This window comes from Tardiphaga sp. GW822-FHT04G09, from assembly GCF_058800725.1.
In genome coordinates, this window is the sequence record NZ_JBXAMO010000008.1 from 63811 (window position 1) to 89216 (window position 25406).

The window sequence follows — 25406 nt, forward strand, 5'->3', positions numbered from 1 at the left end:
TCGAATTCCTCGGATTTCGCGCTCACCCATTCTTCAATCAGGAGTCAAACACAATGACGTTTAAGCGTCCCTCTGGCGCGGGATTGGCGGCACTTGCCGTTGGCCTGTTCGCCGCAACTGCGGCTTACGCCGACCCGACGGTCAACAAGGGCGACAACGCCTGGATGATGACCTCGACGGTGCTGGTGCTGTTGATGACCATCCCGGGCCTCGCTCTGTTCTACGGTGGCCTCGTCCGCTCCAAGAACATGCTCTCGGTGTTGATGCAGGTTCTCTACACCGCCTGCATCGTGATGGTGATCTGGGCTCTCTACGGCTACAGCATCACCTTCACTGGCGGTTCGGCCTATATCGGTGGTTTCTCGAAGGCGTTCCTCGCCGGCGTGACGCCTGACTCGATGGCTGCTTCGTTCACCGCAGACGCCAACATCTCGGAGCTGGTCTACTTCTGCTTCCAGATGACCTTTGCCGCCATTACCCCCGGCCTGATCGTCGGCGCCTTCGCAGAACGCACCAAGTTCGCCGCGATTGCACTGTTCATCCCGCTCTGGGTGACGTTGATCTACTTCCCGATCGCGCACATGGTCTGGTACTGGGCTGGTCCGGACGCCATCGTGGCAGCTGCCAAGGCTGTTGCGGCTGCGGCTCCCGATGCGAAGGCTGCGGCTCAGGCCAAGCTTGATGAAGTCATGGCCGATGCCGGTCAGGTGTTCCTGTGGGGCGCTCTCGACTTCGCAGGCGGCACCGTCGTTCACATCAACGCCGGCATTGCTGGCCTCGTGGGCTGCCTGATCATCGGCAAGCGCACCGGCTACGGCAAGGAGCTGATGGCTCCGCACTCGCTGACCATGACCATGATCGGTGCGTCCCTGCTGTGGGTCGGCTGGTTCGGCTTCAACGTCGGTTCGAACCTCGAAGCCTCCGGCACTGCCGCTCTCGCGATGACCAATACCTTCCTCGCAACCGCGGTTGCGGCGATGGCCTGGATGTTCGCGGAGTGGATGACCAAGGGGCACCCGTCGCTGCTCGGCGCAGCATCGGGCGCGGTTGCCGGCCTCGTCGCCGTCACCCCGGCCTGCGGCTTCTCGGGTCCGATGGGCGCGATGGTTCTCGGTCTGGTCGCGGGCGTCGTCTGCCTGTTCTTCTGCACCGTCGTGAAGAACTCGCTCGGCTATGACGACTCGCTCGATGTGTTCGGCGTCCATTGCGTCGGCGGTATCATCGGCGCGCTCGGCACCGGCATCCTGGTCAACCCGGCCCTCGGCGGCACGGGCGTTATGGACTACGTCGCCGGCAAGATCGGCGACTACGACATGGTCACCCAGATGATCGCGCAGTGTAAGGCTGTCGCGACCACGCTGGTTTGGTCGGGCGTCGGTTCGGCGATCCTGTTCAAGGTCGTCGACGTGATCGTCGGTCTCCGTGTCAATGTTGAAGTCGAGCGCGAAGGCCTCGACGTCACCGAGCACACCGAACGCGCCTATAACATGTAAGCGTCGTGAGCCATCCCGGATCATCGATCCGGGATGCTCACAAAGGGATCGGTTGGGGCACTACCCGGCAATGTCCCAGCCGTCGAAGGGCTCCAGCGCAAGCTGGAGCCTTTCACTTTTTGGGGGGCATTCTGATCCCCGCATAGGCCTGGACGGTCGCTGAACACGTGATAGCAAGGCGAGCCCCTCGATGGTTAATCGCGTCTTAACCTCGCCGTATCTATGGTGGTTTGATCTCGTTTGGGCCGATCTCATGGGGCGATCGGCTGCCTTGAAAGTACTGGCGTTTTCCTGATGGCACTCACCGCTCCTCCTTCCGCGGCGCATGGCGCTGGCAGCCGGACCTCGGCTGGACCCGATGGCGAGCGTTCGCCGTTTGCGCGGCTGACGGAATTGCTGGCGCCGTATCAGCCCGGCCAACCGCTGATCACTCTGTCGTTGGGCGAACCGCAGCACCCGGTGCCGGATTTCGTCGGGCTGGTCCTCGCCAAGCACATCGCGGAATTCGGCCGCTATCCGATCGCCAGGGGCATCGAGCCGTTCCGGCGCGCCGCAGCCACATGGATGGGTACGCGCTTCAATCTCCCGCGCGCCCTCGATCCCGAAACCGAAGTGCTGGTGCTGAATGGCAGCCGCGAGGGCCTGTTCTTCGCCGCAATCACGGCCGCGCGCTTTGTCGGCCCACGCAAAGGCACGCCGGCGATCCTGCTACCGAACCCGTTCTATCCAGCCTACGGCGCCGGTGCGCGCGCCGCAGGTTGCGAGCCGATCTTCATGCCGACCACAGTGGCCAACGGCTTCCTTCCCGATCTCGATGCGCTCGACGAGGCGACGCTGGCACGCACTGTTGCGATGTACGTCGCCTCGCCGGCCAATCCGCAAGGCGCCGTCGCGACGCCCGCTTACTTCAGGAAGTTGCACGACCTCGCATTGCGCTACGGCTTCATTGTGCTGTCCGACGAATGCTATTCGGAAATCTACACGCAGGCGGCCCCAGACAGCATGCTGGCGTCAGCCGGGCCTGACTATGCCAATGTCGTTGCGTTCCAATCGCTGTCCAAGCGTTCGAACCTGCCCGGCATGCGCGTTGGCTTCGTCGCCGGCGACAAGAAATTCCTGAGTGCGTTTCACGAACTGCGCAACGTGGCCGCACCACAAGTACCGGGGCCGCTGCAGCAGGTCGCCATCGCCGCCTATAGCGACGAGGCGCATGTGGAAGAGAACCGCAGGCTCTATCGTTTGAAATTCGATCTCGCGGATCAGATCCTCGGCAATCGTTACGGCTACAAGCGGCCAGCCGGCGGCTTCTGTCTGTGGCTCGATGTCTCCGCCCATGGCGGTGACGAGGAGGCCACGGTGAGACTCTATCGTGACGGCGGCGTGCGCGTGGTGCCCGGAAGTTATCTGGCGCGCCCGCAGGCCGACGGCAGCAATCCCGGCGCCGGCTATATTCGTTTGGCCATGGTGCAGGACAGTGAAACGACAGCCGAGGCTTTGCATCGGCTGGTGAAGATTTTGAATTGAAGATCCTGGATTAATGCAGGGCGCATGAGCACTCCGGTATGAGCACCACGATCGAACGCGTCATTCCTCTCGTCGGCCACCTGCCCGCGTCGATTCGCGAGATGCTGGGACGACGACTGCGCGAACTCACAGGCTTCGGCCTAGTCTGCGTAGCGGGTGTTGCAGCAGCAGCGATGATGACCTGGTCGGTACAGGACCCAAGCCTGAGCCACGCAACGTCGCGTGCGATCCGCAATGTTGTCGGCTATCCCGGCGCGATCGGTGCCGATCTGCTGATGCAGATCCTCGGCCTTGGCGCGATCATGATGATTCTCACCATCGCCGTCTGGGGCTGGCGGATGATGACGCATCGTCATTTCGACCGCGAGGCACTGCGCATCGGTTGCTGGGTTTTGTGCACCATCATCGCATCAGGCTTTGCCAGCTGCTGGCAGCATGGCGGATCGTGGCCCCTGCCGACCGGCGTCGGTGGCGTGGTTGGCGACGCGCTGTTTCGCGCACCCGCGGTGGTCTTCGGCCCCGTCGGCTTCATCTATCGCTTCGTGCTCGGCCTCATTCTCTGCGCGGCGATGATCGCGTCTTTCTTCATCGCCTGCGGCTATGGCGCGCGCGCCAGGGAAGAATTCGCCGAAATCGACATTGAGGAAGACGACGAGCCGTTCGAGGAAGACGAAACCCGCGATCGCGGCTCAATTTCTGTCTCGCTGGGCTGGGCCGCGCACGCCGTCATGAGCGCGAAAGCACGTCTCGGCCGGTTGCTCTCGCTGATCTACGGCAAGATGGTCGCGAGCGAACCCAAGGCGCGCGCGGTATCCTTCGAGCGTCAGGAGCCTAATCTCGGCGGTCGTCGCAACAGTCCTTCAATTGCGCCGCATGACGAAGACGAAGAGCACGACTACGAGGAAGAAGAAGAGGAAGAGGAACCCGCTCCGAAGGCGCGCAAAAAATCCTCGGCCAAGCAGCCGGTGCGCAAATCCAACGGCAAGTTCGAACTGCCTTCCGTCGGCATGCTCACCGCGCCGAAGGCGGCCGATCGCAAGCCGCTCAGCAAGGCCGAGCTCGAAGCCAATTCGCGCGCGCTGGAAGGCGTGCTGCAGGACTTCGGCGTGCGCGGCGAAATCGTCAAGGCCAATCCCGGTCCCGTCGTCACGCTGTACGAACTCGAACCCGCACCGGGCATCAAGTCGTCGCGCGTGATCGGTCTCGCCGACGACATCGCGCGCTCCATGAGCGCCCTCTCCGCGCGCGTCGCCGTCGTGCCGGGCCGCAACGCCATCGGCATCGAACTGCCGAACGCCCATCGCGAGAACGTCTATCTGCGCGAACTCCTGACCGTGCAGGACAACAACGAGGGCATCAAGCTGCCGCTTTGCCTCGGCAAGAATATCGGCGGCGAGTCCATCATCATCGATCTTGCGCGTACACCGCATATGCTGATCGCCGGTACCACCGGCTCGGGCAAGTCGGTCGCCATCAACACCATGATTCTCAGCCTGGTCTACCGGCTGCGGCCGGATCAGTGCCGGCTGATCATGGTCGATCCGAAGATGCTCGAACTCTCCGTCTATGACGGCATCCCGCATTTGCTGACGCCCGTCGTGACCGATCCGAAAAAGGCCGTGGTCGCGCTGAAATGGGCCGTTCGCGAGATGGAAGAGCGCTACAAGCGCATGGCCAAACTCGGCGTCCGCAACATCGACGGCTATAATGCCCGTCTGGTCGAGGCCAAAGGCAAGGGCGAGGAGCTCACGCGCACCGTTCATACCGGCTTCGACAAGGAGACCGGCAAAGCGATCTACGAGGAAGAGAAACTCGACCTCGAGCCCTTGCCCTATATCGTCATTATTGTCGACGAAATGGCCGACCTGATGATGGTTGCCGGCAAGGACATCGAAGGTCTCGTGCAGCGTCTCGCGCAGATGGCACGCGCCGCCGGTCTACACGTCGTTCTCGCGACGCAGCGTCCATCGGTGGACGTCATCACCGGCACGATCAAGGCGAACTTTCCGACGCGCATTTCCTTCCAGGTCACGTCGAAGATCGACAGCCGCACCATCCTGGGCGAGATGGGCGCCGAGCAACTGCTCGGCCGCGGCGACATGCTCTATATGGCTGGCGGCGGTCGCATCTCGCGCGTGCACGGCCCCTTCGTCTCGGACGAGGAAGTCGAGAAGGTGGTGCGCCACCTGAAGACGCAGGGCGAGCCGGAATATCTCGAGGCGGTCACCGCCGAAGAACCGGAAGAAGGCGAGGACGGCGCCGTATTCGATGCCACCGGTATGGGCGCGGATGGCGGTGGTGGCGATCTATTCCAGCAAGCCGTTGCTATCGTGAAGCGCGACCGGAAGGCATCGACCAGCTACATCCAACGCCGGCTGCAGATCGGTTACAATCGCGCAGCGTCGTTGATAGAGCGGATGGAAAATGAGGGCATTGTCGGTCAGCCCAATCACGCCGGCAAACGCGAGATTCTCATCGAAGAAGAAGAAAGCGGTTTTTGAGAGTTTGACCCAGTCGATGGATAATCCCGCTTTCGAGTCGCGAAATCGCCACAGCTCCGGGTTAGCGCCTGCGCTGGTGGCGCCAGCTGCGACGGGGGCGCAAGAGACCACCGGCCGGACCGCAAAACCGGTACCCATTCTGACGCAAAGCGCGGTAAAATGCGCCGAACCCGCCGAGCAGGACGACGCCTTGATGAGACGCCCGACCCATCACGCCGCAGACCGGCCTTTCCTGCTCGTCGGCGCAGCCGGCCTTGCTGCGACGTTTGTCGCTGCCATTCTGGCCCCTTCGGCCTTTGCGCAGACAATCCCCTTGCCGCGACCTGCACCGCAGGCACGCGGCAATGCCAGCCTCCAGATGGCAGCCTCCGAGCCGCAAGCCGTTCGACCGCCGGTCGCCATCGCTCCCAGGACATCGGCAACGACATCCACGCCGCCCAATCCGGTCATTCCGGATCCGCGCCGCAATGTTCCCGCCAGCATTTTCATGACCTTCGATGCGAATCAGAAGGCGCAGGCGAGTAAGGTCAGCAGCTATCTGTCATCGCTCAGCAATCTGAGCGGTAACTTCGTTCAGGTGGGTCCAGACGGCAGCCGCACCACCGGTGATTTCTTCATCCAGAAGCCCGGCAAGGTCCGTTTCGAATATGATGCGCCGACGACCATCGCCATGGTGTCCGACGGCCAGTCGCTCGCCGTCCGCGATTCCAAGCTGGCGACCCAGGACATCTATCCGCTGTCGCAGACCCCGTTGCGCTATCTGCTGTCCGATCGCATCGACTTGATGAAAGACACCAATGTGGTCGCCGTCACCGCTGACGACCTCTATACGTCGGTGACCATTGAGGAGAAGAATGCGCTGGTCGGTACCTCGCGTCTGATGCTGATGGTCGGCACCAAGGACGGCCAGCTCAAGCAGTGGACTGTCACCGACCCGCAGGGCTATGACACCACGGTCGCGATCTACAATCTCGATACCGCGAAGAAGCCTGACCCCGGGCTGTTCAGGATCGACTTCACCAAGTATCCCACCAGCGGCGCGAATTAGACGCTCTTCCTTCCCTTCTCCCCTTGTGGGAGAAGGTGGCGCGGCCGAAGGCCGTGCCGGATGAGGGGTAACGGCCGAGCTCCGTTGCACCCCTCACCCGCCTCGACCGCTCGGCGGTCGATCCACCCTCTCCCACAAGGGGAGAGGGGAAGAGCCTCGTCCGGATTCCCATGCATTTCAAACTCACCACCTGGAACATCAATTCGGTGCGACTGCGCATCGACCTCGTCGCAAAGTTTCTGGAACAGATGCAGCCGGACGTGCTGTGCCTGCAGGAAACCAAGTGCCCGGACGATGCCTTTCCGCTGAAGCGCTTCAAACAGCTCGGCTACGATCATGTCGTGCTGAACGGGCAGAAGGGTTATCACGGCGTCGCCATCGTCTCGAAGCTTCCGTTCGAGAGCAGCGACATCCGCGTGTTCTGCAACAATCTCGACTCGCGTCACATCTCGGTATCGTTCGGCGAGAAGGCCGGCATGGCCGTGCCGCTGATCGTGCATGATTTCTATGTACCTGCCGGCGGCGACGTTCCGGATCCGGACGTGAATGTGAAGTTCGCGCACAAGCTCTCGTTCCTCGACGAGATGAAAACCTGTGAACCGCTGCATCCGCGCGGCGATGCGCGTCACATCCTGGTCGGCGATCTCAACGTGGCACCGCATGAGAACGATGTGTGGTCGCACAAGCAGATGCTGAAGATCGTGTCGCACACGCCGATCGAATGCGAAAAGCTGCTCGCCGTGCAAAGCGAAGGCAACTGGATCGACGTTGCGCGCGAACGCATTCCACTGTCGGAAAAGATCTACACCTGGTGGAGCTACCGCGCCGCCGACTGGGCTGCGTCCAATCGCGGCCGCCGCCTCGATCATATCTGGGTGTCGTCCGCACTGAAGGATTCGATCCGTGATTTCACCGTCACGTCAGATGCACGCGGCTGGGAGCGGCCATCGGACCACGTGCCGGTCACGACCGTTCTTGAGCTTTGATTCAGTTACTGGCTGAGCTTGGCGCCGATCAGCGTCACGTCACTGGCGAGCTGACTGACGCGGGTGGCCATGTCGTCCCGCAGACGGCGCGCGGCCGCGGGATCGCTGTCGAGCACGCGCTGAAACAGGCTGCGTGTGATGCGGATCGTGCTGGAGTATTCCGTAGCAACCGCCGTCGAGGGTCGTTGCATCGCCACCAGCAGTGCAAGTTCGCCTATCAATGTGCCGGGGCCCGCGATCACTTCATGATCGCTGCCGTCGTCGAGGCTGATGCGGAATGCGCCATTCTGGACGACATAGCCGCAATCGGCATCGTCGCCCTGCCGGAACAACACCGAGCCCCGCGAGAATTCCTGCTGCTCGGAGCCGATCGCGATCACGCGCAAGGCGGCGATACCCAACAGGCGCAATGTCGGGACGCGCTCAAGCAGGGCTACATCATCATCGATCGACATGCAGAACCGTGTGATCGGGACGCGCGAAGGGAGCCACCGAGCAGCTAATGGCGAATCGGCTCCCGAATCGTATCACGGCACCAACTTGTAGCCACCGGCTTCCGTCACCAGGATTTCAGGATTGGCGGCATCCTTCTCGATCTTCTGGCGCAGCCGATAAATGTGCGTTTCCAGCGTGTGCGTGGTGACGCCGGAATTGTAGCCCCAGACTTCCTGAAGCAGCGTTTCGCGCGACACCGGCAACTGGCCGGCGCGATACAGGAAGCGCAGGATCGCGGTTTCCTTCTCAGTCAGGCGAACCTTCTTGGCATTGGCGCCGGTGAGCATCTTGGAGCCGGGGCGGAAGCTGTAGGGACCGACGGTGAAAACGGCGTCTTCGCTGGCTTCGTGTTGACGGAGCTGGGCGCGAATACGCGCCAGCAGCACGGCGAAACGGAACGGCTTGGCGACGTAATCATTGGCGCCGGATTCAAGACCAAGAATGGTGTCGGAATCGGTGTCATGACCCGTCAGCATGATGATCGGCGCCTTGAAGCCCCCTTTGCGCAGGCTGCGCACGACTTCGCGACCGTCCGTGTCGGGCAGGCCGACATCCATCAGCACCAGATCGGGAGAATTGGCCTTGGCGGCAGTGGCGCCCTTGGCACCAGTGTCGACGGCGGAGGCCTCGAACTCTTCATGCAGCGACAGCTGCTCGACCAGCGCCTCGCGCAAATCAGTGTCGTCGTCCACGATCAAGATCTTGCGGGCATTGGGCATTGCGACAATCCTTTGAACGGCTGCGGCGAAGCGGTGTTCGCCGCGCTGAAACAGTGGGCCAGAAATCGTGACAGGCTTCGCCGTTACCGCATATTCTAGCGCAAAATCAGCGGCATTCCCGGCGAATGTACTGCTGCAGCGCGAAATAGAACATTTGCGGTAAATAGCAAGGCGGAGTTCGCGATCCGGATGGGAAGTCTCGTTATTTCAGATACTTATCGAACAAGCTTGCGTGATCGGCCGCTAACTATGATTCACATTCGTGCGTCAGCCGGAGACAGGCTCCGTGGATGGCTGACGACCGATCACGCAACTATACCCGTCGCGCTCGGCCGCGGCGGAATCAAGGCGAACAAACGCGAAGGCGATGGCGGAACGCCACGTGGGACATTTCACCCCATCCGGCTGTGGTGGCGCGCCGACCGCAATCCGCGGCCACGGACGCCCCTGCCGATCCGTTCCATCACGCCCATGGATGGCTGGTGCGAGGATCCCTCCGACCGGCACTACAATCGACCGGTCCGGCTCGACCATGGCAATGACGGCGACCGACTGTCCCGCGAGGACCATCTCTACGATTTCATCATCGAGATCGACCAGAACACCCGGCCACGGATCGCCGGGCGGGGAAGCGCAGTATTCCTGCATCTGGCCCGCCCGAAATTCGCGCCGACCGCGGGCTGCGTGGCGATGACCAAGCCCGCCATGCTGCGGCTGCTAGCCCGGATCGGACCGAAGACGAAGATCGTCATCGGGTAAATCTGGCGCAGACCCTGATCTTCAGGTTTTTCAGACGAGGCATGAAGATCCGGCCGGGATGAGAATGACCCGGCCAGACTGATCGGTTGCTCCGGCCTCTTATACGTTGAACCGTATGCTGATGATTTGAGCCATGGCGACGACCGGCATGCTCAACGTGGCCAGAAGCCAGGTAACGGAGGGAAAGTGTCGCATGTCTGTCCCTCTCGCCGGCGGGTTCCCGCGTCCGGGCCCAGTCGAGACGGAATGGTGCGACATTGTGGCGCATCTTCAGGCGCCCGATCCGGAACTTTTCAGTTCAGCAGAGCGCCTGCGGTCTTTTACCGGAAGCGGGAAAAGAACTACCGCTTCCCGAAAATCGCCGAGCCGACGCGGACATGAGTTGCCCCAAACTGAATGGCAATAGCGAAGTCAGCGCTCATTCCCATGGATAGTTGCGTGAGCCCGTTGCGCGCAGCGATCTTCGCCGTCAGCGCAAAATGCGGCGCCGGCGCCTCGTCAACCGGCGGAATGCACATCAGTCCGGAAATCGTCAGCCCATAGGTATCGCGACAGCGGGCCAGAAAATCATCGGCCTCGCCCGGTGCGATGCCGGCCTTTTGCGGCTCCTCACCGGTGTTGAGCTGTACAAACAGTTGCGGCGTCCGCTGCTGCGCCTTCATCTCCTTGCTTAACGCTTCGCAAATGCTCGGTCGATCGACCGAGTGAATCGCATCAAACAAGGCAACCGCTTCCTTGGCCTTGTTGGACTGCAAAGGCCCGATCAGATGCAACGCAATCGCGGGTTGAGTGGCGATTAGCGCCGGCCATTTGGATTTTGCCTCTTGGACGCGATTTTCGCCGAATACGCGCTGACCGGACTGGATCACGGGGATAATTGCGTCAGCCTCGAAGGTCTTCGACACTGCGATCAATGTCACAGAACTGCGATCCCGCCGTGCTTCGTTACACGCGCGAAAGATATCGTACTCGACCGACGCAAGTCCGTCGGTTGGTAAAGAAGGCGTTACGCCTGTCGGCTCTTGCACGGATTTATTTTCAACCACGGCGCGAACTTTCTTGAGATCCATTGCAGTTTAACGAATCCGGGAAAGGCTTTTTGAAGGCTTTGCAGTACCTATCTCCGCGGGGCTTAGGGATCGAAGATGTCACGCATCGGTATTAACCGCAATAAAGCGAGGCTCAGGGGAGCTCTCGGTATACGCGCTCGACTGGTCTTGTTGGCCCTCATTCTGGTCGGGCCATTGATGGCGGAGCGTATCCGTTCGCTCGATGCGACGCGTACCCACCAGATTGCGATGGCCGCGCGTGATTTCGCCGGCATCGCCCAGCACAGCGCCGATGCGCAGCGCGAGGTCTTCGCCTCCATCGAGGCCGTACTGAAATCATCCGCCTATATCTATACGTCAGCCGCTCAGGTGAATCGCAGCTGTGCGATCATGCGGGCAAGCCTGCGTGGAGACATGCCGTGGCTGCGCAGCCTGACGGTGGCCGGTGCGGATGGCATCGCCAGGTGCTCGACCTGGCCGGAAGTCATCGAGCAGAGATTCGATTTCAGCGATCGCCCCTATTTCAAGAAGGCCGTCGAGACCGGCGAATTCGTCGTCAGCGACTATCTCTTCAGTCGTCTCACGAATCAGCCGACCGTCATGGCCGCCTATCTCGCGCCCGGACTGACCAAGGACGACGATGCGGTGATTCTGGCAGCGGTGAATCTCGACTGGATGTCGAAGATCATCGGCAACCTCGGCGACCGCCCTGGCGTCAGTGCACTGCTGGTCGATCATGCCGGTACCGTGCTCGCAGCACCGCCCGCCGATGCCAGCGCCATCGGCCGGCCGATGGAAGACCTCGCCTTACTGCCCATGATCGAGGCGCATTTGCGCAATACGGACAAGCAGACTGGCTCGCTGTCATTCAGCGCCAGCGATGGTTCGCAGCGCGCCGTATCGTTCGCGATGATCCCGGGCACTGGCGCACAACTGATTGTCAGCATCGACGAGGCCCGGGTCTCGGCAGTTGCCGATCATGAGATTCGCACCGCCTATCTGCAGCTCGCTTTCGTCTGCCTGTTCGTTCTGCTTGGCGCACTTGTGGTTGCGGAGCGCTTGATCATCAAGCCGATCCAGATGATGGAGACCATGGCGAAGCGCTTCGGTCGCGGCGACTGGTCGGCGCGGGTTGCACGTAACACGCTGCCGGCGGAATTCGTGCCGCTGGCGCGCGCTTTTTACGGCATGGCATCGCAGTTGCGCGGTCGGGAACGGGAATTGCGCGCCAGCAACGAGCAGCTCACGGTGCTTGCCTCCATCGACATGCTTTCCGGCCTGGCGAATCGGCGGGGCTTCCAGAGCCGCCTCGATTTCGAATGGCTGAAGGCCCAGCAATCCGGCGACCATCTGACGCTGCTGATGATCGACGTCGATCACTTCAAACTTTTCAATGACACCTATGGCCATCCCGAAGGCGACGCCTGCCTGGCACGCGTCGGCGAAGCGCTCTCCAATCTGGCCGATCGCACCTCGGGCTTCGCCGGACGCTATGGCGGCGAGGAATTCTGCCTGCTGCTCCCGGGCACCGAGGTCGCCCGTGGCATTCAGATCGGCGAAATGGTGCGTGCCGCAATCTGGAACCTGTCGGTCCCCCACGCCACCAGCACGCATCAGCGCGTCACGGTCAGCGTCGGCGTGGCCTCGGCGACTCCAGCTACGCTGGAGACGGCGAACGATTTGATCGAGGCTGCCGATGCCTCGCTCTACGCCGCCAAACGACGTGGCCGCAACACCGTGGTGGAGCACGGCTTCGTCCGGGCATATGGCACGGCCGTGTCGCTGGCGGGGTGAGACGACGGGAGCCCACCCTGGCCCCGTTTCTTGTCTTAAACCATTGACCTAACGCGGCCTTTTATGGCCTAGTCGCCCGCCTCAAGCGCGAATTCAGCCCGAGCAAGCACCGGTTTGCGACCTCGTTCGCGTGTCCTTGATCTGAGAAGCGCTCGAACCGGCCGGCGGATTTCAAAAAGCACCATGAGCAACGAACGTTACAACGCCCGCGAGACCGAACCGCGCTGGCAGCGCGTCTGGGACGACAAGGCGATCTTCGCCACCAAGAACGACGATCCACGCGAGAAGTATTACGTGCTCGAGATGTTCCCGTATCCGTCGGGGCGCATCCATATGGGCCATGTCCGCAACTATACGATGGGCGACGTCGTTGCGCGCTTCCAGCGCGCGCAAGGCAAGAACGTGCTGCATCCGATGGGCTGGGATGCGTTCGGCCTGCCCGCCGAAAACGCCGCCATCGAGCGCAAGGTTGCCCCGAAGGCCTGGACCTATGAGAACATCGCATCGATGAAGAAGCAGCTGCAGACCATGGGTCTGTCGCTGGACTGGTCGCGCGAATTCGCAACTTGCGACCCTACCTACTACAAGCATCAGCAGAAGATGTTTCTCGATTTCATGCGTGCAGGTTTGGCGGAACGCAAGAAGTCCAAGGTGAACTGGGATCCGGTCGATCATACCGTGCTGGCCAACGAGCAGGTGATCGACGGCCGCGGTTGGCGCTCCGGCGCGCTGGTGGAACAGCGCGAGCTGACCCAGTGGTTCTTCAAGATCAGCAAATATTCCGACGAACTGCTGACTGCACTGGATACGCTGGATCGCTGGCCCGACAAGGTGCGCCTGATGCAGCGCAACTGGATCGGCAAGTCGGAAGGTCTGTACTTTGAATTCGGACTGATCGGCGCACCCGCCGGCTTCGACAAACTGCCGGTGTTCACGACACGGCCTGACACCATGTATGGCCCGACTTTCGCTGCGGTCTCGCCGGATCATCCGCTGACGAAAGCGCTGGCCGAGAAGGATCCGAAGGTCGCTGCCTTCATCGAGGAATGCCACCGCATGGGCACCTCGCAGGCCGAGATCGACACCGCCGAGAAGCTCGGCTTCGACACGGGCATCAAGGTCACGCATCCCGCCGACGCATCATGGACGCTTCCACTTTACGTCGCGAACTTCGTGCTGATGGATTACGGCACCGGCGCCATCATTGGCTGCCCGGCGCATGACCAGCGCGATCTGGATTTCGCGCGCAAATACGATCTACCGGTGCTCGACGTGTTCGTGCCCGTCGGCAGCGAAGAGCGCGTTGGTAACATTGCTTTCACACCGGCGAAAAGCGAGACCGTGCAGTATGTCCGTTGGGTGGGTGAACCCGGCGTGATGACCTGCGAAGAAGCGATGAAGAAGTCGCTCGATATTTTCGAGAAGGACGGCTGGGGCAAGCGCGAGATCAATTTCCGCCTGCGCGATTGGGGTATCTCACGACAGCGCTATTGGGGCTGCCCGATCCCGATCATCCACTGCCCGAGCTGCGATATCGTGCCGGTGCCAGACACGGACCTGCCCGTGGTGCTGCCGGAGGATGTTTCTTTCGACAAGCCGGGCAACGCGCTGGATCATCATCCGACCTGGAAACATGTGAAGTGCCCCAATTGCGGCGCGGATGCGCGGCGCGAAACCGATACGATGGACACGTTCGTGGACTCGTCCTGGTATTTCACGCGCTTTACCGATCCGTGGAACACGACGGCACCGACGACCACCGCTGTCGCCAATCGCATGATGCCGGTCGATCAGTATATCGGCGGCGTCGAGCACGCGATCCTGCATCTGCTCTACAGTCGTTTCTTTACCCGCGCGATGAAGGCGACCGGTCACGTCAATTTCGACGAACCGTTTGCCGGCATGTTCACCCAGGGCATGGTCGTTCACGAGACCTACAAGAAGCAGGACGGCACCTTCGCCTCGCCCGCCGAAATCAACATCACCGGCGATGGGGACGGTCGCCGGGCGACCATGCTGGCCGACGGCTCGCCGGTGGAGATCGGCTCCATCGAGAAGATGTCGAAGTCGAAGCGCAACACGGTTGATCCCGACGACATCATGGGGACCTACGGCGCCGATACCGCCCGCTGGTTCATGCTGTCGGATTCGCCGCCGGACCGCGACGTGATCTGGAGCGAGGAAGGCGTCAAGGGCGCCTCGCGCTTCGTGCAGCGCCTGTGGCGGCAGGTCAACGAATCAGCCGCCCACGGCAAATCGGTGCCGGCAGCCCGGCCGGCCGAATTCGGCCCCGATGCGCTGGCGATCCGCAAGGCCGCCCATGGCGCGCTCAGCAAGGTCTCGACCGAGATCGAAAAGCTGCATTTCAACGTCTGCCTCGCGCATATCCGCGAGTTTTCCAATGTGCTGGGTGAAGCCCTGGCATGGCCGGGAACCCCGGCCCCGGATGTCTGCTGGGCGCTCCACGAGGCCTCGGTCATTCTTGTTCAACTGTTTGCGCCGATGATGCCGCATCTGGCCGAGGAATGCTGGGGCGTACTCGGGCAGAAGGGCATGATTTCGGAAGCCCGTTGGCCGCAAATCGAGCCCAATCTGCTGGTTGAAGACACTATGACCCTGCCGGTGCAGGTCAATGGCAAGAAGCGCGGAGAAGTCACAGTGGCCCGGGAAGCGACGAACCCGGAAATTGAGGCTGCCGCTCTGGCGCTCGATGCTGTAAAACAGGCTCTCGACGGCAAGCCCGTCAAGAAGGTCATTGTCGTCGCCCAGAGGATCGTGAATGTTGTCGGCTAAATCCCGCATTGCCGCCCGGCTCATGGTCGTCGCCACCCTGGCGGCGCTGACGGCTGGCTGCTTCCAGCCGATGTATGCCGAGCGTGGCGATGGCAAACCTGGCCTGCGCGAGAAACTACAGGGCGTTGAAGTTCCGCCGCTGGAATATCCCAATGCATCGCCGCAGGCCCGCGTAGGCGTGGCGATCCGTAACGCGCTGATGTTCAAGATGTATGGTAGCGCCACCGGTCTGCCCCCGACCTATCAGCTGAAGATCCGCTTCAACCCGAGCCGGACCTCACTGATTGTCGATCCGAACACTGCGCTGCCGACCAGCGAAAATTACGGCATCGACGCGACCTATGGTCTGATCGAGATTGCCACCGGTAAGCAGGTTTTGACCGGAAGCACCTTCTCCCGCGTTACCTATGACATCCCCGGCCAGATGCAGCGCTTCGCCCGGGCTCGCGCCTATCGCGACGCCGAAGACCGCGCTGCGGGCGAGATCGCCGACAACATCAATACCCGTCTGGCGTCGTTCTTCTACGCCGGCACCTAAGTACGCCGCGTGGTTGCGCTTCGCGGAAAAGAAATCGACGCGTTTCTGGCCAGGCCCGACGCCGGCCGGCCGATTATCCTGCTCTACGGAGCTGACGCCGGACTCGTCCGCGAACGCGCCGACGCGCTGATGAAATCCGCGGTCGACGATCCCAATGATCCGTTTTCGTTGGTCCGCATGGACGGCGACGATCTTGCCGCCGAGCCGTCGCGCCTTGTCGAAGAGGCCATGACGGTGCCGCTGTTCGGCGGACGACGGGCGATCCGCGTCCGCGCAGGCTCCAAGAATTTTTCGGCCGGCGTCGATACGCTCGCCGACACCGACATCAAGGATTGCCGCATCGTCATCGAGGCCGGCGAGCTCAGGCCGGAATCGCCTTTGCGGAAAGTCTGCGAGAAGGCCAAAACCGCGGTGGCCATCGCCTGTTATCCAGACACCGAGCGCGATCTTGCAAAGCTCATCGACGAAGAGCTGCGCATCTCGAATCTCCGCATGGCACCCGAGGCGCGGGCCACTCTCATGGCGCTGCTCGGCGGCGATCGCCAGGCTTCGCGTAACGAACTGCGCAAGCTGACGCTCTACGCCCATGGCACCGGCGAAGTCACACTCGACGATGTCATGGCTATCGTCGCAGACGCGTCCGAATTGAAGATCGATCCGATCGTCGATGGCGCCTTTGCAGGAAATCCCACAGCGGTGGAAGTCGAGTTCAACAAAGCGATGATCGCGGGCACCTATCCCGGCATGATCATGATGGCCGCGCAGCGCCAGGCCGCATTGCTGCACAAAGCCAGCCTGCTGGTCGAGGCCGGCAGTTCAGCGTCATCCGCCGTCGAGAGCGGGTTTCCGCGGCTGCATTTCTCGCGCAAGGGAACGGTCGAAGCAGCTTTGCGGAATTTCTCGGCACAGCGGCTGGTGAACATCATCGACCAGCTCGCCATCGCCGCCCTCGATGTCCGCAAGCAAAACGCCCTCGGCGCGGTGATCGCACAGAGGGCGTTGATGTCGATTGCCGTGAACGCAAGGCGGCGCGGTTAGCCTTCCGAATCCAGCCGCTTCAGAATCTCGTCGAGCTGATCGAGATCTCGATACTTGATGATCACGGTGCCGCCGGGATCGCGGTGATCTACAGCGACCTTCAGCCCGAGCACGTCGCTGACCCGCTTTTCCAGTGCGATCGTATCCGCATCCTTCGCTGCCTTGGGAGACGACGTGCGTGGCTTCTGCGGCGCACGCTCCGGAACGCCCTCTTCATGCGCGAGTGCTTCAGTCTGACGAACGTTCAGTCCCTCGGCAATGATCCGCTTCGCGGCGCTCGATGCGTCTGGCAGATTGATCAGTGCGCGGGCGTGACCGTTGGACAACTGCCCCGATGCGATCAGGCCCTGCACGTCTTCAGGCAGCTTGGTTAGACGCATCATGTTGGCGACATGGCTGCGGCTCTTGCCCACGATTTTCGCGATATCTTCCTGGCTGTGTTTGTAGGTCTCAGCGAGCGCGTGATAGCCCTGCGCCTCTTCCATCGCGTTGAGGTCTTCGCGCTGCACGTTCTCGATGATCGCGATTTCCATCGCGGCCGAATCCGTCACGTCGAGCGGTACAATCGGCACTTCGTGCAGACCGGCGATCTGCGACGCACGCCAGCGGCGCTCGCCGGCGATGATCTCGAAGCGATCGTTGCTGCCCTTCACCGGGCGCACCACGATCGGCTGGATCACGCCATGCTGCTTGATCGAGGCCGCAAGTTCGCTGAGCTCCGCATCCGCAAAGGTGCGGCGCGGATTACGCGGGTTGGCCTTGAGAAATTCGATCGGCACCTTGCGCTGGTTGCGCGAAGGACGCTCGACATGTGCGGCCTCGCCGCCGACATCGCCGATCAGACTTGCAAGACCGCGGCCTAACCGCGAACGCGCTTCATCGGCCATCGCCAATCCCCTTGAACTCATCGCACCACTCCGCACTTAAACTTGAAATTCAGACCGCAGGAGCAATGGCGCAAAGTTCACCGCATCCTGAAAAATTATCGACGCAACGTCTCAGTGAGCGGTGCGCAGATCGCGCTCGCGCTGGATGACTTCGGTCGCGAGCCGCAGATAGGCTTCGGAGCCCGAGCATTTCAGATCATAGACCAGCACCGGCTTGCCATAGGACGGCGCTTCCGAGATGCGGACGTTGCGCGGGATCATGGTCTCGTAGACCTTGCTGCCCATGAATTCGCGCACGTCGGCGACGACCTGATTCGACAGGTTGTTGCGCGCGTCGAACATGGTCATCACGATGCCATGAATCGAAAGGTTCGGGTTCAGCGTCGAGCGCACCTGCTCCACCGTCTGCAGCAATTGCGACAGACCTTCGAGTGCGAAGAACTCACACTGCAGCGGAACGAGGATCGCATCCGACGCAGCCATCGCATTGACCGTCAGAAGATTGAGCGAAGGCGGGCAGTCGATCAGCACATAGGTGTAGTCGGAGCCCGGCGAGACATTGTTGTTCAGTTCGCCGATCGCGTCGCGCAGCCGGAAGGCGCGGTCGCGGGCCGAACCGAGTTCGAGCTCAAGGCCTGAAAGATCCATGGTCGATGCCGCGATATGCAGGCGCGGCACCGCGGTTACGACGACTGCATCGCGCAGCGGGGCTTCGCCGATCAGTACGTCATAGGTCGAGCAGTTGCGATTACGACGATCGATGCCGAGACCGGTGGACGCATTGCCCTGCGGATCGAGGTCAACGATCAACACGCGCTCACCGATAGCGGCGAGTGCCGTACCGAGATTGATCGCGGTGGTGGTCTTGCCGACGCCGCCCTTCTGGTTCGCCAGCGCCAGGATGCGCGGATGTCCAGGCACCGTATTTGACGTATGCTCTTGATATTCCTGATCAATTACGGTCATTTGCGTGGCCATTTTGGTTTGCGGACGGGGGCAGTCGCTCGATCCGGTCGAGTTCGACGATCCAGCCTTGTCCACCGGTCAGGCTGGCATGCAGTCGCGGGCTTAGTTTCCAATATCTAGTAGCTTCGGTCAATTCCGATTCTACATCTTGACCCTTGAGAAATAAGGCCTTTGTGCCCGGCTTCATGAAGGGTTCGGCGAAACCGATGACGATATGTAACGAAGCAACCGCACGAGCGGTGATGCAATCGACATGCTCGGGAAATCTATCCACATTATCCCCGATGTCAGCGAGATGAACTGTCCCCGGGGCTTGCGTCACACGTAGCGCTTCGCGCAGGAACGCCGCCTTCTTGGCGTTGCGCTCGACGAGATGAACATGTCCGCCGGCAACATCGCCCATCGCACAGGCCAGTACCACACCGGGAAAGCCGCCGCCGCTGCCGAAGTCCAGCCAAGTCTTTGCACCCGGCGCAAGATTCAAGAGCTGCAGCGAATCCGAGATATGGCGGGTCCAGAGATTTGGAAGTGTGGCGGGCGAAATCAGATTGGTCTTGGCCTGCCATTGCAGCAGCAGATCGACATAGCGATTAAGCCGCGCCTCCGTTTCACGTGAAACAGGTGTCAGCCGCAGCGCCGCAGCCTTGTCGGCATCGAGCCGGGGTGCAGGAGCAGCTTGCTGGGATCGTTGAGCCATTGGATTGTCTGTCAGAGGATTGGGACCCATCCATACTCTGAGTCCATTTTTCCCGCTATCGATTTGCCCCGCCACTACGACGAATCCGAACGAAAAGACCCGATGGCAGAGCGACCGACATATCAGGAGGCCCTGCGACGCGCCGATCTGCTCAGGATCCTGGCGCCGTTCGACCCACATACTGTTGGCACTCTCCCTCTTGGAGTTGCTCGATCTGGCGGCGATATCGATATTGTCTGCTGCGCGGTCGATCGCTGTGGCATCGCGGCTTTGCTTTGGGAGCATTTCGGCGACGCCGATGGCTTCGCGATCTATCAATGGTCGGCCAAAGGCCGACCTCTCATCGGAAGGTTCTAAGCGTATGGATGGTCATTTGAAATCTTTGCGAGCACTGATCCCGTCCATGAGCAGCCCGGTTGGCAGCATTTCGAGGTGGAGCGGAGGCTTCTTGATCTCGGCGGATCGGTCTTGCGGGCTGCGATCCTGGCGCTTCGGAGCGCCGGGGTGAAGACGGAGCCCGCTTTCGCGACCGTACTGGATCTTCCAGGTGATCTCTATCGAGCCGTGAGCGAGTTGTTCGGCTTGCCCGATGACCGATTGTTTGAATTGCTGACGAAGAGTGGCTTCAAAAGCGGATCGAGGGCCATTGAGCTGCGGGATGGTGAGCACAAAGGGAGCTGAACACCATGAGTGATGGCGCGACGCTGCAACGAATGGCCCTGGCCCTCGATGGGGTCAGCGCTGCCCCACACTTTGACCGGACCGCTTTCAAGACAAAGCGCATCTTCGTGACACTTGCTGCCGATGGTCTGACGGCAAACTTCCGGTTCTCCCCGGATGAGCAAGCGCTCAAATGCGCTGTCCTGCCCGACGCATTTTCACCACTCCCCAATGCCTGGGGTCAGCAGGGCTGGACTCTCGGAGTGCTTTCGAAGCTCCGTGAGGATGATCTGGCAAGTGCGCTTGAGGTGGCATGGCGCCACGCGCAGGCAGTGTCTCGGAAGAAAGCAGCTCGGAAATGATGCTGACGATCTGTTTCACGTGAAACAGATTAAGCGACACCAGCGGTCTGCTTCTTCCGCGCTTCGCGGCGCAGATAGGCTGCAAGAATTCCCAGCGCGGCGGGAGTCATGCCGTCGAGACGTCCCGCCTGCCCCACAGTGTGTGGAAGCGCCGCTTTCAGCTTCGCCCGGGCCTCGTTGGACAGGCCGGGGACCGCATCATAGTCGACATCGACCAGCGCGAGACTCTCATCCCGGCGGAAAGCCTCAACATCGGCTGTCTGCCGCTTCAGATAGACATCATATTTGGCGTCGATCTCGATATGAGTCCCGATCGCTGGGTCAACGGCCGACAATTCCGGCCAGATCCGGGTCACGCTTGCCCATTCGGTCTCCGGATAGGACAGGAGATCGAAGGCGGAGCGGCGCTGGCCGTCGTGATTGAGCGCCAGACCATGCTTCGCCGCCCCGTTCGGGGTAATCGAAAGCGCCTGGGTGAGCGCCTTGCCGGCTGCAAGAGCTTCCATCTTGGCGCCATGCCGGACGGCACGAACGCTGCCGATACAACCCAGGGCGATACCCTTGTCGGTCAGGCGCTGGTCAGCGTTGTCGGCACGTAGTGTGAGGCGATACTCGGCCCGCGAGGTGAACATCCGATAGGGTTCGGTGATCCCGCGGGTGACCAGATCGTCGATCATTACGCCGAGATAGCCGTCAGCACGGTCGAATACGACCGGCGCAGCGCCACTCGCCGCGAGCGCCGCATTCAGACCGGCAACGAGCCCCTGGGCGGCGGCTTCTTCGTAGCCGGTGGTGCCATTGATCTGGCCGGCCAGAAACAGGCCCGGCACGCGCTTGGTCTGCAGGGTCGGATCAAGTTCGCGGGGATCGACATGGTCATATTCGATCGCATAGCCCGGGCGGACCATACGGACCCGCTCCAGACCGGGGATCGAAGCCAGGATCGCGGCCTGAACCTCCTCGGGCAGCGAGGTCGAGATGCCATTCGGATAGACTGTGGGGTCGTCGAGGCCTTCCGGCTCCAGGAAGATCTGATGGCCGTCGCGGTCGCCAAAGCGGACGATCTTATCCTCGATGGACGGGCAATAGCGCGGCCCCGAGCTCTTGATCTGACCGGAATACATCGGCGAGCGATGGACATTGGCCCGGATCACCTCATGGGTCGCCGGTGTGGTGCGCGTGATGCCACACTGGATCTGCGGATTGGTGATCCGCTCAGTCATGACCGAAAACGGCTCTGGCGGATCGTCGGCAGACTGCATCTCGACCCCGGCCCAGTCGATGGTGGTCCCATCGAGCCTTGGTGGCGTGCCAGTCTTCAGACGTCCGAGTGTAAAGCCGACACGCTCGAACGCCCTGGACAGGCCGAGCGCCGGGGCTTCATCGATCCGGCCGGCGGGCCAATTCTTCTCGCCGAGATGGATCAAGCCGCGCAGGAAGGTGCCAGTGGTGATGACCACCGAGCCGGCAGCGACTTCGCGGCCATCGGCCAGGCGGATACCAGCGACTCCGCCATTGGCCATGAGCAGATCGTCGGCTTCGCCTTCGATCACGCTCAGATTTTCGGTGGCGACGATCGCCGCCTGCATGGCTGCGGCATAAAGCTTGCGGTCGGCCTGGGTGCGCGGGCCGCGCACGGCGGGGCCCTTCTTGCGGTTGAGCATGCGGAACTGAATGCCGCCGGCATCGGCAACGCGGCCCATCAACCCGTCCAGCGCATCGACCTCGCGGACCAAATGACCCTTGCCGAGACCGCCGATCGCCGGGTTGCAGGACATCGCGCCGATGGTCGCAAACTGATGTGTAACCAGAGCCGTGCGCGCGCCCAGCCGTGCAGCGGCAGCCGCGGCTTCGCAGCCGGCATGGCCTCCCCCGATTACGATGACGTCGAATTTGTCCTGCATGGCCGCAGCTTCTAGCGCGGGTGGGGCCGGGATTGAAGAGAAATCCACAGGCGGTGTTTCACGTGAAACAAGGTTCCGGCGGATGCCTCGAACAGCTCAGAGACTGTTTCACGTGAAACACCCTCACCCGCTCGTCAGAGCGGGTCTTTCCGACGAAGCAATCCAGCCTTCATTTTTGTACTGGGAACTCTCGCCCGTGGGTTGCTTCGCTCCATTCGCATGAGTGGCTGACGGGGAGACGATTTATCATGAATATTGATTCATAACTTTAATAAATGAACTAATAAATATTACTTACCTATACAAAAGTCTCGGAAGATACTGTCCAGAACATCCTCGACGTCCACCCGCCCCAGCAAGCGCCCTAATTGCTGCGACGCAGCACGTAAATCCTCGGCAATGAATTCTTCACCCCGCCCCGCCGACTCTGCGGCATGCCGCAGCAAATCTGCCGCGCTGCGCAGCAAAATCCGCTGGCGATCACGGGTGATCCATCCGGATTCACCGGAGCCGAAATACTGCGCAGCAAAATCCACCAGCAATCCCATGAGCTGAGGCAGCCCATCGCCCCTTTCAGCCGAGATGGAAATCATCAGATCCAGACCTCCGGCTCCTGCCAGATCCATCTTGTTGCGTACAACCCAGACCGGCACGTCGGAACCCGACAGCCATTGATCGGGGTCAGACCCAGACGCCGCCGCGTCAACGAGCCAGAGCACGAGATCGGCCTCGGCCGCCCGCCTCCGCGCCCGGCGTACGCCCTCCTCCTCCACCGGATCAGCCGTCTCGCGAATGCCTGCTGTGTCGATAATCGTCACCGGATAGCCATCCAGATCGAGCTGCACCTCGATAATGTCCCGGGTAGTTCCGGCATGCGGCGATACGATCGCCACATCGCGCCGGGCGAGCTGGTTCATCAATGTGGACTTGCCGACATTCGGCTGTCCCGCGATAGCCACGACCAGGCCATCCCGTAGGCGTTCACTACGCCCCTGCGCGGACAACACGTCTTCAATTTCCCGATAGAGTGCCGACGCCTTGGCCAAAGCCGGCGCCAGCAGTTCTGCTGACACGTCACCCTCATCAGAAAAATCGATACCGACTTCCACCAGGGCCAGCGCCTCGACGATCTGCTGCCGCCAGTTACGCGCCTTGTCCCCGAGCAGTCCCTTGAGTTGCCGCAGCGCCTGACGCCGCTGTCGATCGGTGTCCGCGTGAATCAGATCGTCGAGGCCTTCCGCCTCGGTCAGGTCCAGCTTGCCGTTCTCGAAAGCGCGGCGGGTGAATTCGCCGGGTTCCGCCGGCCGCAAGCCATCGATCGCCGCCAGTGCTTCAAACAAGGAAGCCAGCACCGCACGTCCGCCGTGGATATGAAACTCGGCGACATCTTCCCCGGTCGCACTGGCCGGTCCCGGAAACCACAGCACCACCGCATCGTCGATCGGGCCGAGCTTCTCGTCTGACAGCAGAACATGAGTCGCCAGTCGTGGCACTGGCAGGTTCTTCGCCAGACGCCCCAGAGCCTGCCCCGCCAGTGGACCCGACACGCGCACGATGGCGATCGCCGTTGGCGGTCGGCCGGAAGACAATGCGTAGATGGTCTGGTCGCGTGGGTGCATCGCCTATTTGCCGATGGGGGTGGCGGGATGCAATGGGGATTCTGGCTCCGAAATCCCATCCATACCGTTCTTAGGGTCTGCACTTCAGCCGGCTTCGCCGACTTCCGTACATTCCGGAACGATAGTGAGCGACGGCGCACAAAACGAAAAGAGCGCCGCTGCTTTCGCAACGGCGCTCTTCGAAATCCTGAGACTGTTCGTTCGAACAGCTCCTGAACTTACGTATTCATCGAGTCGAAGAATTCCGAGTTGTTCTTCGTGTTGCGGAGCTTGTCCAGCAGGAAGTCGATGGCATCCATCGTGCCCATCGGATTGAGAATTCGGCGCAGCACATACATCTTCTTGAGCAACTGCGGATCGGTAATGAGCTCTTCCTTGCGGGTGCCCGAGCGCGAGATATCGATCGCCGGGAAGGTCCGCTTGTCCGAAACCTTGCGGTCCAGGATGAGTTCCGAGTTACCGGTGCCCTTGAATTCTTCGAAGATGACTTCGTCCATACGGCTGCCGGTATCGACCAGCGCGGTGGCGATGATGGTCAGCGAACCACCTTCCTCCACGTTACGGGCGGCACCGAAGAAACGCTTCGGACGCTGCAGCGCGTTGGCGTCGACACCACCGGTCAGCACCTTGCCGGACGACGGCACCACGGTGTTGTAGGCGCGGCCGAGACGGGTAATCGAATCCAGCAGGATGACGACGTCGCGGCCATGCTCGACCAAGCGCTTGGCTTTCTCGATCACCATTTCGGCGACCTGGACGTGACGTACCGCGGGCTCGTCGAAGGTCGAGGAAACGACTTCGCCCTTCACCGAACGCTGCATGTCGGTGACTTCTTCCGGACGTTCATCGATCAGAAGAACGATCAGATAGCATTCCGGATGATTCGCCGTGATCGAATGCGCGATGTTCTGCATCAGCACGGTCTTACCCGTACGCGGCGGCGCGACGATCAGTGCGCGCTGGCCCTTGCCGATCGGCGCGACGATATCGATGACACGCGCCGAGAGATCGCGGCGGGTCGAATCTTCCAGCTCGAGGCGGAAGCGCTGATCCGGGAAGAGAGGGGTGAGGTTGTCGAAATTGACCTTGTGCTTCGACTTCTCGGGATCTTCGAAATTGAGCGTATTGACCTTGAGCAAAGCGAAATAGCGTTCGCCTTCCTTCGGGCTGCGGATATGGCCTTCCACAGTATCGCCGGTACGCAGGCCAAAGCGGCGGATCTGCGAAGGCGAGACGTAGATGTCATCCGGGCCCGGCAGGTAATTCGCATCGGGCGACCGCAAGAAGCCGAAGCCGTCGGAGAGGACTTCAACCACGCCTTCGCCGATAATGTCGGTTTCCTTGATCGCGAGCTGCTTCAAGCTGGCGAACATCAGCTCCTGCTTGCGCATGGTGCTGGCATTTTCGACCCCGAGCTCTTCCGCAAACGAGACAAGCTCGGCTGGCGTCTTGGCCTTGAGGTCCTGGAGTTTCATTTCCCGCATTGGGAGGGGTCCTGTGGAAAGTCGGGGAGGGAGCGCAAGATAGCGGAGACGGATGCGGACGCTGGAAAAGATCGGGAAAGTCCGCAGGTC

The 25406-nt window shown here is 61.4% G+C and carries 20 protein-coding genes and 1 pseudogene; 12 read left to right on the plus strand and 9 right to left on the minus strand.

Annotated elements, in window-relative coordinates:
- Positions 1 to 53 precede the first annotated feature (53 nt).
- From AC1RLZ_RS15975 to AC1RLZ_RS15995, 5 genes are all read left to right on the plus strand, one after another.
- Positions 54 to 1493, plus strand: a complete 1440-nt coding sequence (locus tag AC1RLZ_RS15975) for an ammonium transporter (RefSeq protein ID WP_371425498.1) — start codon at positions 54 to 56, stop codon at positions 1491 to 1493.
- Positions 1494 to 1787: 294 nt separating this feature from the next.
- Positions 1788 to 3017, plus strand: coding sequence for an aminotransferase class I/II-fold pyridoxal phosphate-dependent enzyme (locus tag AC1RLZ_RS15980; RefSeq protein ID WP_493189404.1), 1230 nt, complete (start codon positions 1788 to 1790; stop codon positions 3015 to 3017).
- 38 nt (positions 3018 to 3055) lie between these two features.
- A complete protein-coding gene (locus AC1RLZ_RS15985) occupies positions 3056 to 5518 on the plus strand; it encodes a DNA translocase FtsK (RefSeq protein ID WP_493189405.1) in 2463 nt (820 codons plus the stop codon).
- 193 nt (positions 5519 to 5711) lie between these two features.
- Positions 5712 to 6566, plus strand: coding sequence for an outer membrane lipoprotein carrier protein LolA (locus AC1RLZ_RS15990; protein ID WP_371423389.1), 855 nt, complete (start codon positions 5712 to 5714; stop codon positions 6564 to 6566).
- 170 nt (positions 6567 to 6736) lie between these two features.
- Positions 6737 to 7552 carry an exodeoxyribonuclease III gene (locus AC1RLZ_RS15995; RefSeq protein ID WP_493189406.1) on the plus strand — a complete coding sequence of 272 codons (816 nt, stop codon included), beginning with the start codon at positions 6737 to 6739 and terminating at the stop codon, positions 7550 to 7552.
- 5 nt (positions 7553 to 7557) lie between these two features.
- Here AC1RLZ_RS15995 and AC1RLZ_RS16000 read toward each other — a convergent pair whose 3' ends face one another.
- Both AC1RLZ_RS16000 and AC1RLZ_RS16005 read right to left on the minus strand, forming a co-directional pair.
- Entirely contained in the window at positions 7558 to 8007 is a 450-nt protein-coding gene (locus tag AC1RLZ_RS16000; RefSeq protein ID WP_371423391.1) for a cyclic nucleotide-binding domain-containing protein, read from the minus strand.
- 72 nt (positions 8008 to 8079) lie between these two features.
- On the minus strand, positions 8080 to 8766 hold the full coding sequence (locus AC1RLZ_RS16005; protein ID WP_068730214.1) for a response regulator transcription factor: 687 nt from the start codon (positions 8764 to 8766) through the stop codon (positions 8080 to 8082).
- A 189-nt stretch (positions 8767 to 8955) separates the two neighbouring features.
- On the opposite strand from AC1RLZ_RS16005, the gene AC1RLZ_RS16010 reads away from it, so the two are divergent.
- Positions 8956 to 9525 carry a L,D-transpeptidase family protein gene (locus AC1RLZ_RS16010; protein ID WP_493189407.1) on the plus strand — a complete coding sequence of 190 codons (570 nt, stop codon included), beginning with the start codon at positions 8956 to 8958 and terminating at the stop codon, positions 9523 to 9525.
- 341 nt (positions 9526 to 9866) lie between these two features.
- Here the strand turns inward: AC1RLZ_RS16010 and AC1RLZ_RS16015 are convergent, their stop codons facing one another.
- Complete coding sequence (locus AC1RLZ_RS16015) at positions 9867 to 10595, minus strand: YggS family pyridoxal phosphate-dependent enzyme (RefSeq protein WP_493189408.1); 729 nt, start codon at positions 10593 to 10595, stop codon at positions 9867 to 9869.
- Positions 10596 to 10670: 75 nt separating this feature from the next.
- Between AC1RLZ_RS16015 and AC1RLZ_RS16020 the strand changes: the two genes are divergently transcribed.
- From AC1RLZ_RS16020 to holA, 4 genes are all read left to right on the plus strand, one after another.
- Positions 10671 to 12368: a diguanylate cyclase domain-containing protein gene (locus AC1RLZ_RS16020; protein ID WP_493189409.1), complete on the plus strand. Its 1698-nt coding sequence runs from the start codon at positions 10671 to 10673 to the stop codon at positions 12366 to 12368.
- Positions 12369 to 12551: 183 nt separating this feature from the next.
- The gene (leuS, locus tag AC1RLZ_RS16025) at positions 12552 to 15161 is read left to right on the plus strand and encodes a leucine--tRNA ligase (RefSeq protein WP_493189410.1); all 2610 of its coding nucleotides are present in this window, start codon (positions 12552 to 12554) and stop codon (positions 15159 to 15161) included.
- Positions 15148 to 15699: an LPS assembly lipoprotein LptE gene (gene lptE, locus AC1RLZ_RS16030; RefSeq protein WP_493189411.1), complete on the plus strand. Its 552-nt coding sequence runs from the start codon at positions 15148 to 15150 to the stop codon at positions 15697 to 15699. The genes leuS and lptE overlap by 14 nt, the downstream gene beginning before the upstream one ends.
- Before the next feature lie 9 nt (positions 15700 to 15708).
- Complete coding sequence (gene holA, locus AC1RLZ_RS16035) at positions 15709 to 16737, plus strand: DNA polymerase III subunit delta (protein ID WP_493189412.1); 1029 nt, start codon at positions 15709 to 15711, stop codon at positions 16735 to 16737.
- On the opposite strand, the gene AC1RLZ_RS16040 is transcribed toward holA, so the two are convergent.
- The 3 genes from AC1RLZ_RS16040 to rsmG all read right to left on the minus strand — a co-directional run bounded on the left by AC1RLZ_RS16040 (position 16734) and on the right by rsmG (position 19287).
- On the minus strand, positions 16734 to 17624 hold the full coding sequence (locus tag AC1RLZ_RS16040) for a ParB/RepB/Spo0J family partition protein (RefSeq protein WP_371423606.1): 891 nt from the start codon (positions 17622 to 17624) through the stop codon (positions 16734 to 16736). The genes holA and AC1RLZ_RS16040 overlap by 4 nt on opposite strands.
- A 111-nt stretch (positions 17625 to 17735) precedes the next feature.
- A complete protein-coding gene (locus tag AC1RLZ_RS16045) occupies positions 17736 to 18590 on the minus strand; it encodes a ParA family protein (RefSeq protein WP_371423398.1) in 855 nt (284 codons plus the stop codon).
- Positions 18577 to 19287: a 16S rRNA (guanine(527)-N(7))-methyltransferase RsmG gene (rsmG, locus tag AC1RLZ_RS16050; protein WP_493189413.1), complete on the minus strand. Its 711-nt coding sequence runs from the start codon at positions 19285 to 19287 to the stop codon at positions 18577 to 18579. Before rsmG ends, AC1RLZ_RS16045 begins: the two co-directional genes overlap by 14 nt.
- Before the next feature lie 102 nt (positions 19288 to 19389).
- On the opposite strand from rsmG, the pseudogene AC1RLZ_RS16055 reads away from it, so the two are divergent.
- Together AC1RLZ_RS16055 and AC1RLZ_RS16060 are read left to right on the plus strand one after the other, a co-directional pair.
- A pseudogene (locus AC1RLZ_RS16055) lies at positions 19390 to 19968 on the plus strand (DUF4269 domain-containing protein).
- 5 nt (positions 19969 to 19973) lie between these two features.
- On the plus strand, positions 19974 to 20309 hold the full coding sequence (locus AC1RLZ_RS16060; protein WP_493189414.1) for an MmcQ/YjbR family DNA-binding protein: 336 nt from the start codon (positions 19974 to 19976) through the stop codon (positions 20307 to 20309).
- Between the two features lie 29 nt (positions 20310 to 20338).
- Here AC1RLZ_RS16060 and mnmG read toward each other — a convergent pair whose 3' ends face one another.
- From mnmG to rho, 3 genes are all read right to left on the minus strand, one after another.
- Positions 20339 to 22213, minus strand: coding sequence for a tRNA uridine-5-carboxymethylaminomethyl(34) synthesis enzyme MnmG (gene mnmG, locus AC1RLZ_RS16065; RefSeq protein ID WP_493189415.1), 1875 nt, complete (start codon positions 22211 to 22213; stop codon positions 20339 to 20341).
- Between the two features lie 290 nt (positions 22214 to 22503).
- On the minus strand, positions 22504 to 23832 hold the full coding sequence (mnmE, locus tag AC1RLZ_RS16070) for a tRNA uridine-5-carboxymethylaminomethyl(34) synthesis GTPase MnmE (protein WP_493189416.1): 1329 nt from the start codon (positions 23830 to 23832) through the stop codon (positions 22504 to 22506).
- A 218-nt stretch (positions 23833 to 24050) separates the two neighbouring features.
- Entirely contained in the window at positions 24051 to 25316 is a 1266-nt protein-coding gene (gene rho / locus AC1RLZ_RS16075) for a transcription termination factor Rho (RefSeq protein ID WP_068730228.1), read from the minus strand.
- Positions 25317 to 25406 lie beyond the last annotated feature (90 nt).

Bases quoted from the DNA above. Each gene is read 5' to 3' on its own strand.
- AC1RLZ_RS15975 (WP_371425498.1), top strand. From the start codon at position 54: ATGACGTTTAAGCGTCCCTCTGGCGCGGGATTGGCGGCACTTGCCGTT.
- AC1RLZ_RS15980 (WP_493189404.1), top strand. From the start codon at position 1,788: ATGGCACTCACCGCTCCTCCTTCCGCGGCGCATGGCGCTGGCAGCCGG.
- AC1RLZ_RS15985 (WP_493189405.1), top strand. From the start codon at position 3,056: ATGAGCACCACGATCGAACGCGTCATTCCTCTCGTCGGCCACCTGCCC.
- AC1RLZ_RS15990 (WP_371423389.1), top strand. From the start codon at position 5,712: ATGAGACGCCCGACCCATCACGCCGCAGACCGGCCTTTCCTGCTCGTC.
- AC1RLZ_RS15995 (WP_493189406.1), top strand. From the start codon at position 6,737: ATGCATTTCAAACTCACCACCTGGAACATCAATTCGGTGCGACTGCGC.
- AC1RLZ_RS16000 (WP_371423391.1), bottom strand. From the start codon at position 8,007: ATGTCGATCGATGATGATGTAGCCCTGCTTGAGCGCGTCCCGACATTG.
- AC1RLZ_RS16005 (WP_068730214.1), bottom strand. From the start codon at position 8,766: ATGCCCAATGCCCGCAAGATCTTGATCGTGGACGACGACACTGATTTG.
- AC1RLZ_RS16010 (WP_493189407.1), top strand. From the start codon at position 8,956: ATGGGAAGTCTCGTTATTTCAGATACTTATCGAACAAGCTTGCGTGAT.
- AC1RLZ_RS16015 (WP_493189408.1), bottom strand. From the start codon at position 10,595: ATGGATCTCAAGAAAGTTCGCGCCGTGGTTGAAAATAAATCCGTGCAA.
- AC1RLZ_RS16020 (WP_493189409.1), top strand. From the start codon at position 10,671: ATGTCACGCATCGGTATTAACCGCAATAAAGCGAGGCTCAGGGGAGCT.
- leuS (WP_493189410.1), top strand. From the start codon at position 12,552: ATGAGCAACGAACGTTACAACGCCCGCGAGACCGAACCGCGCTGGCAG.
- lptE (WP_493189411.1), top strand. From the start codon at position 15,148: ATGTTGTCGGCTAAATCCCGCATTGCCGCCCGGCTCATGGTCGTCGCC.
- AC1RLZ_RS16040 (WP_371423606.1), bottom strand. From the start codon at position 17,624: ATGGCCGATGAAGCGCGTTCGCGGTTAGGCCGCGGTCTTGCAAGTCTG.
- AC1RLZ_RS16045 (WP_371423398.1), bottom strand. From the start codon at position 18,590: ATGACCGTAATTGATCAGGAATATCAAGAGCATACGTCAAATACGGTG.
- rsmG (WP_493189413.1), bottom strand. From the start codon at position 19,287: ATGGCTCAACGATCCCAGCAAGCTGCTCCTGCACCCCGGCTCGATGCC.
- AC1RLZ_RS16060 (WP_493189414.1), top strand. From the start codon at position 19,974: ATGAGTGATGGCGCGACGCTGCAACGAATGGCCCTGGCCCTCGATGGG.
- mnmG (WP_493189415.1), bottom strand. From the start codon at position 22,213: ATGCAGGACAAATTCGACGTCATCGTAATCGGGGGAGGCCATGCCGGC.
- mnmE (WP_493189416.1), bottom strand. From the start codon at position 23,832: ATGCACCCACGCGACCAGACCATCTACGCATTGTCTTCCGGCCGACCG.
- rho (WP_068730228.1), bottom strand. From the start codon at position 25,316: ATGCGGGAAATGAAACTCCAGGACCTCAAGGCCAAGACGCCAGCCGAG.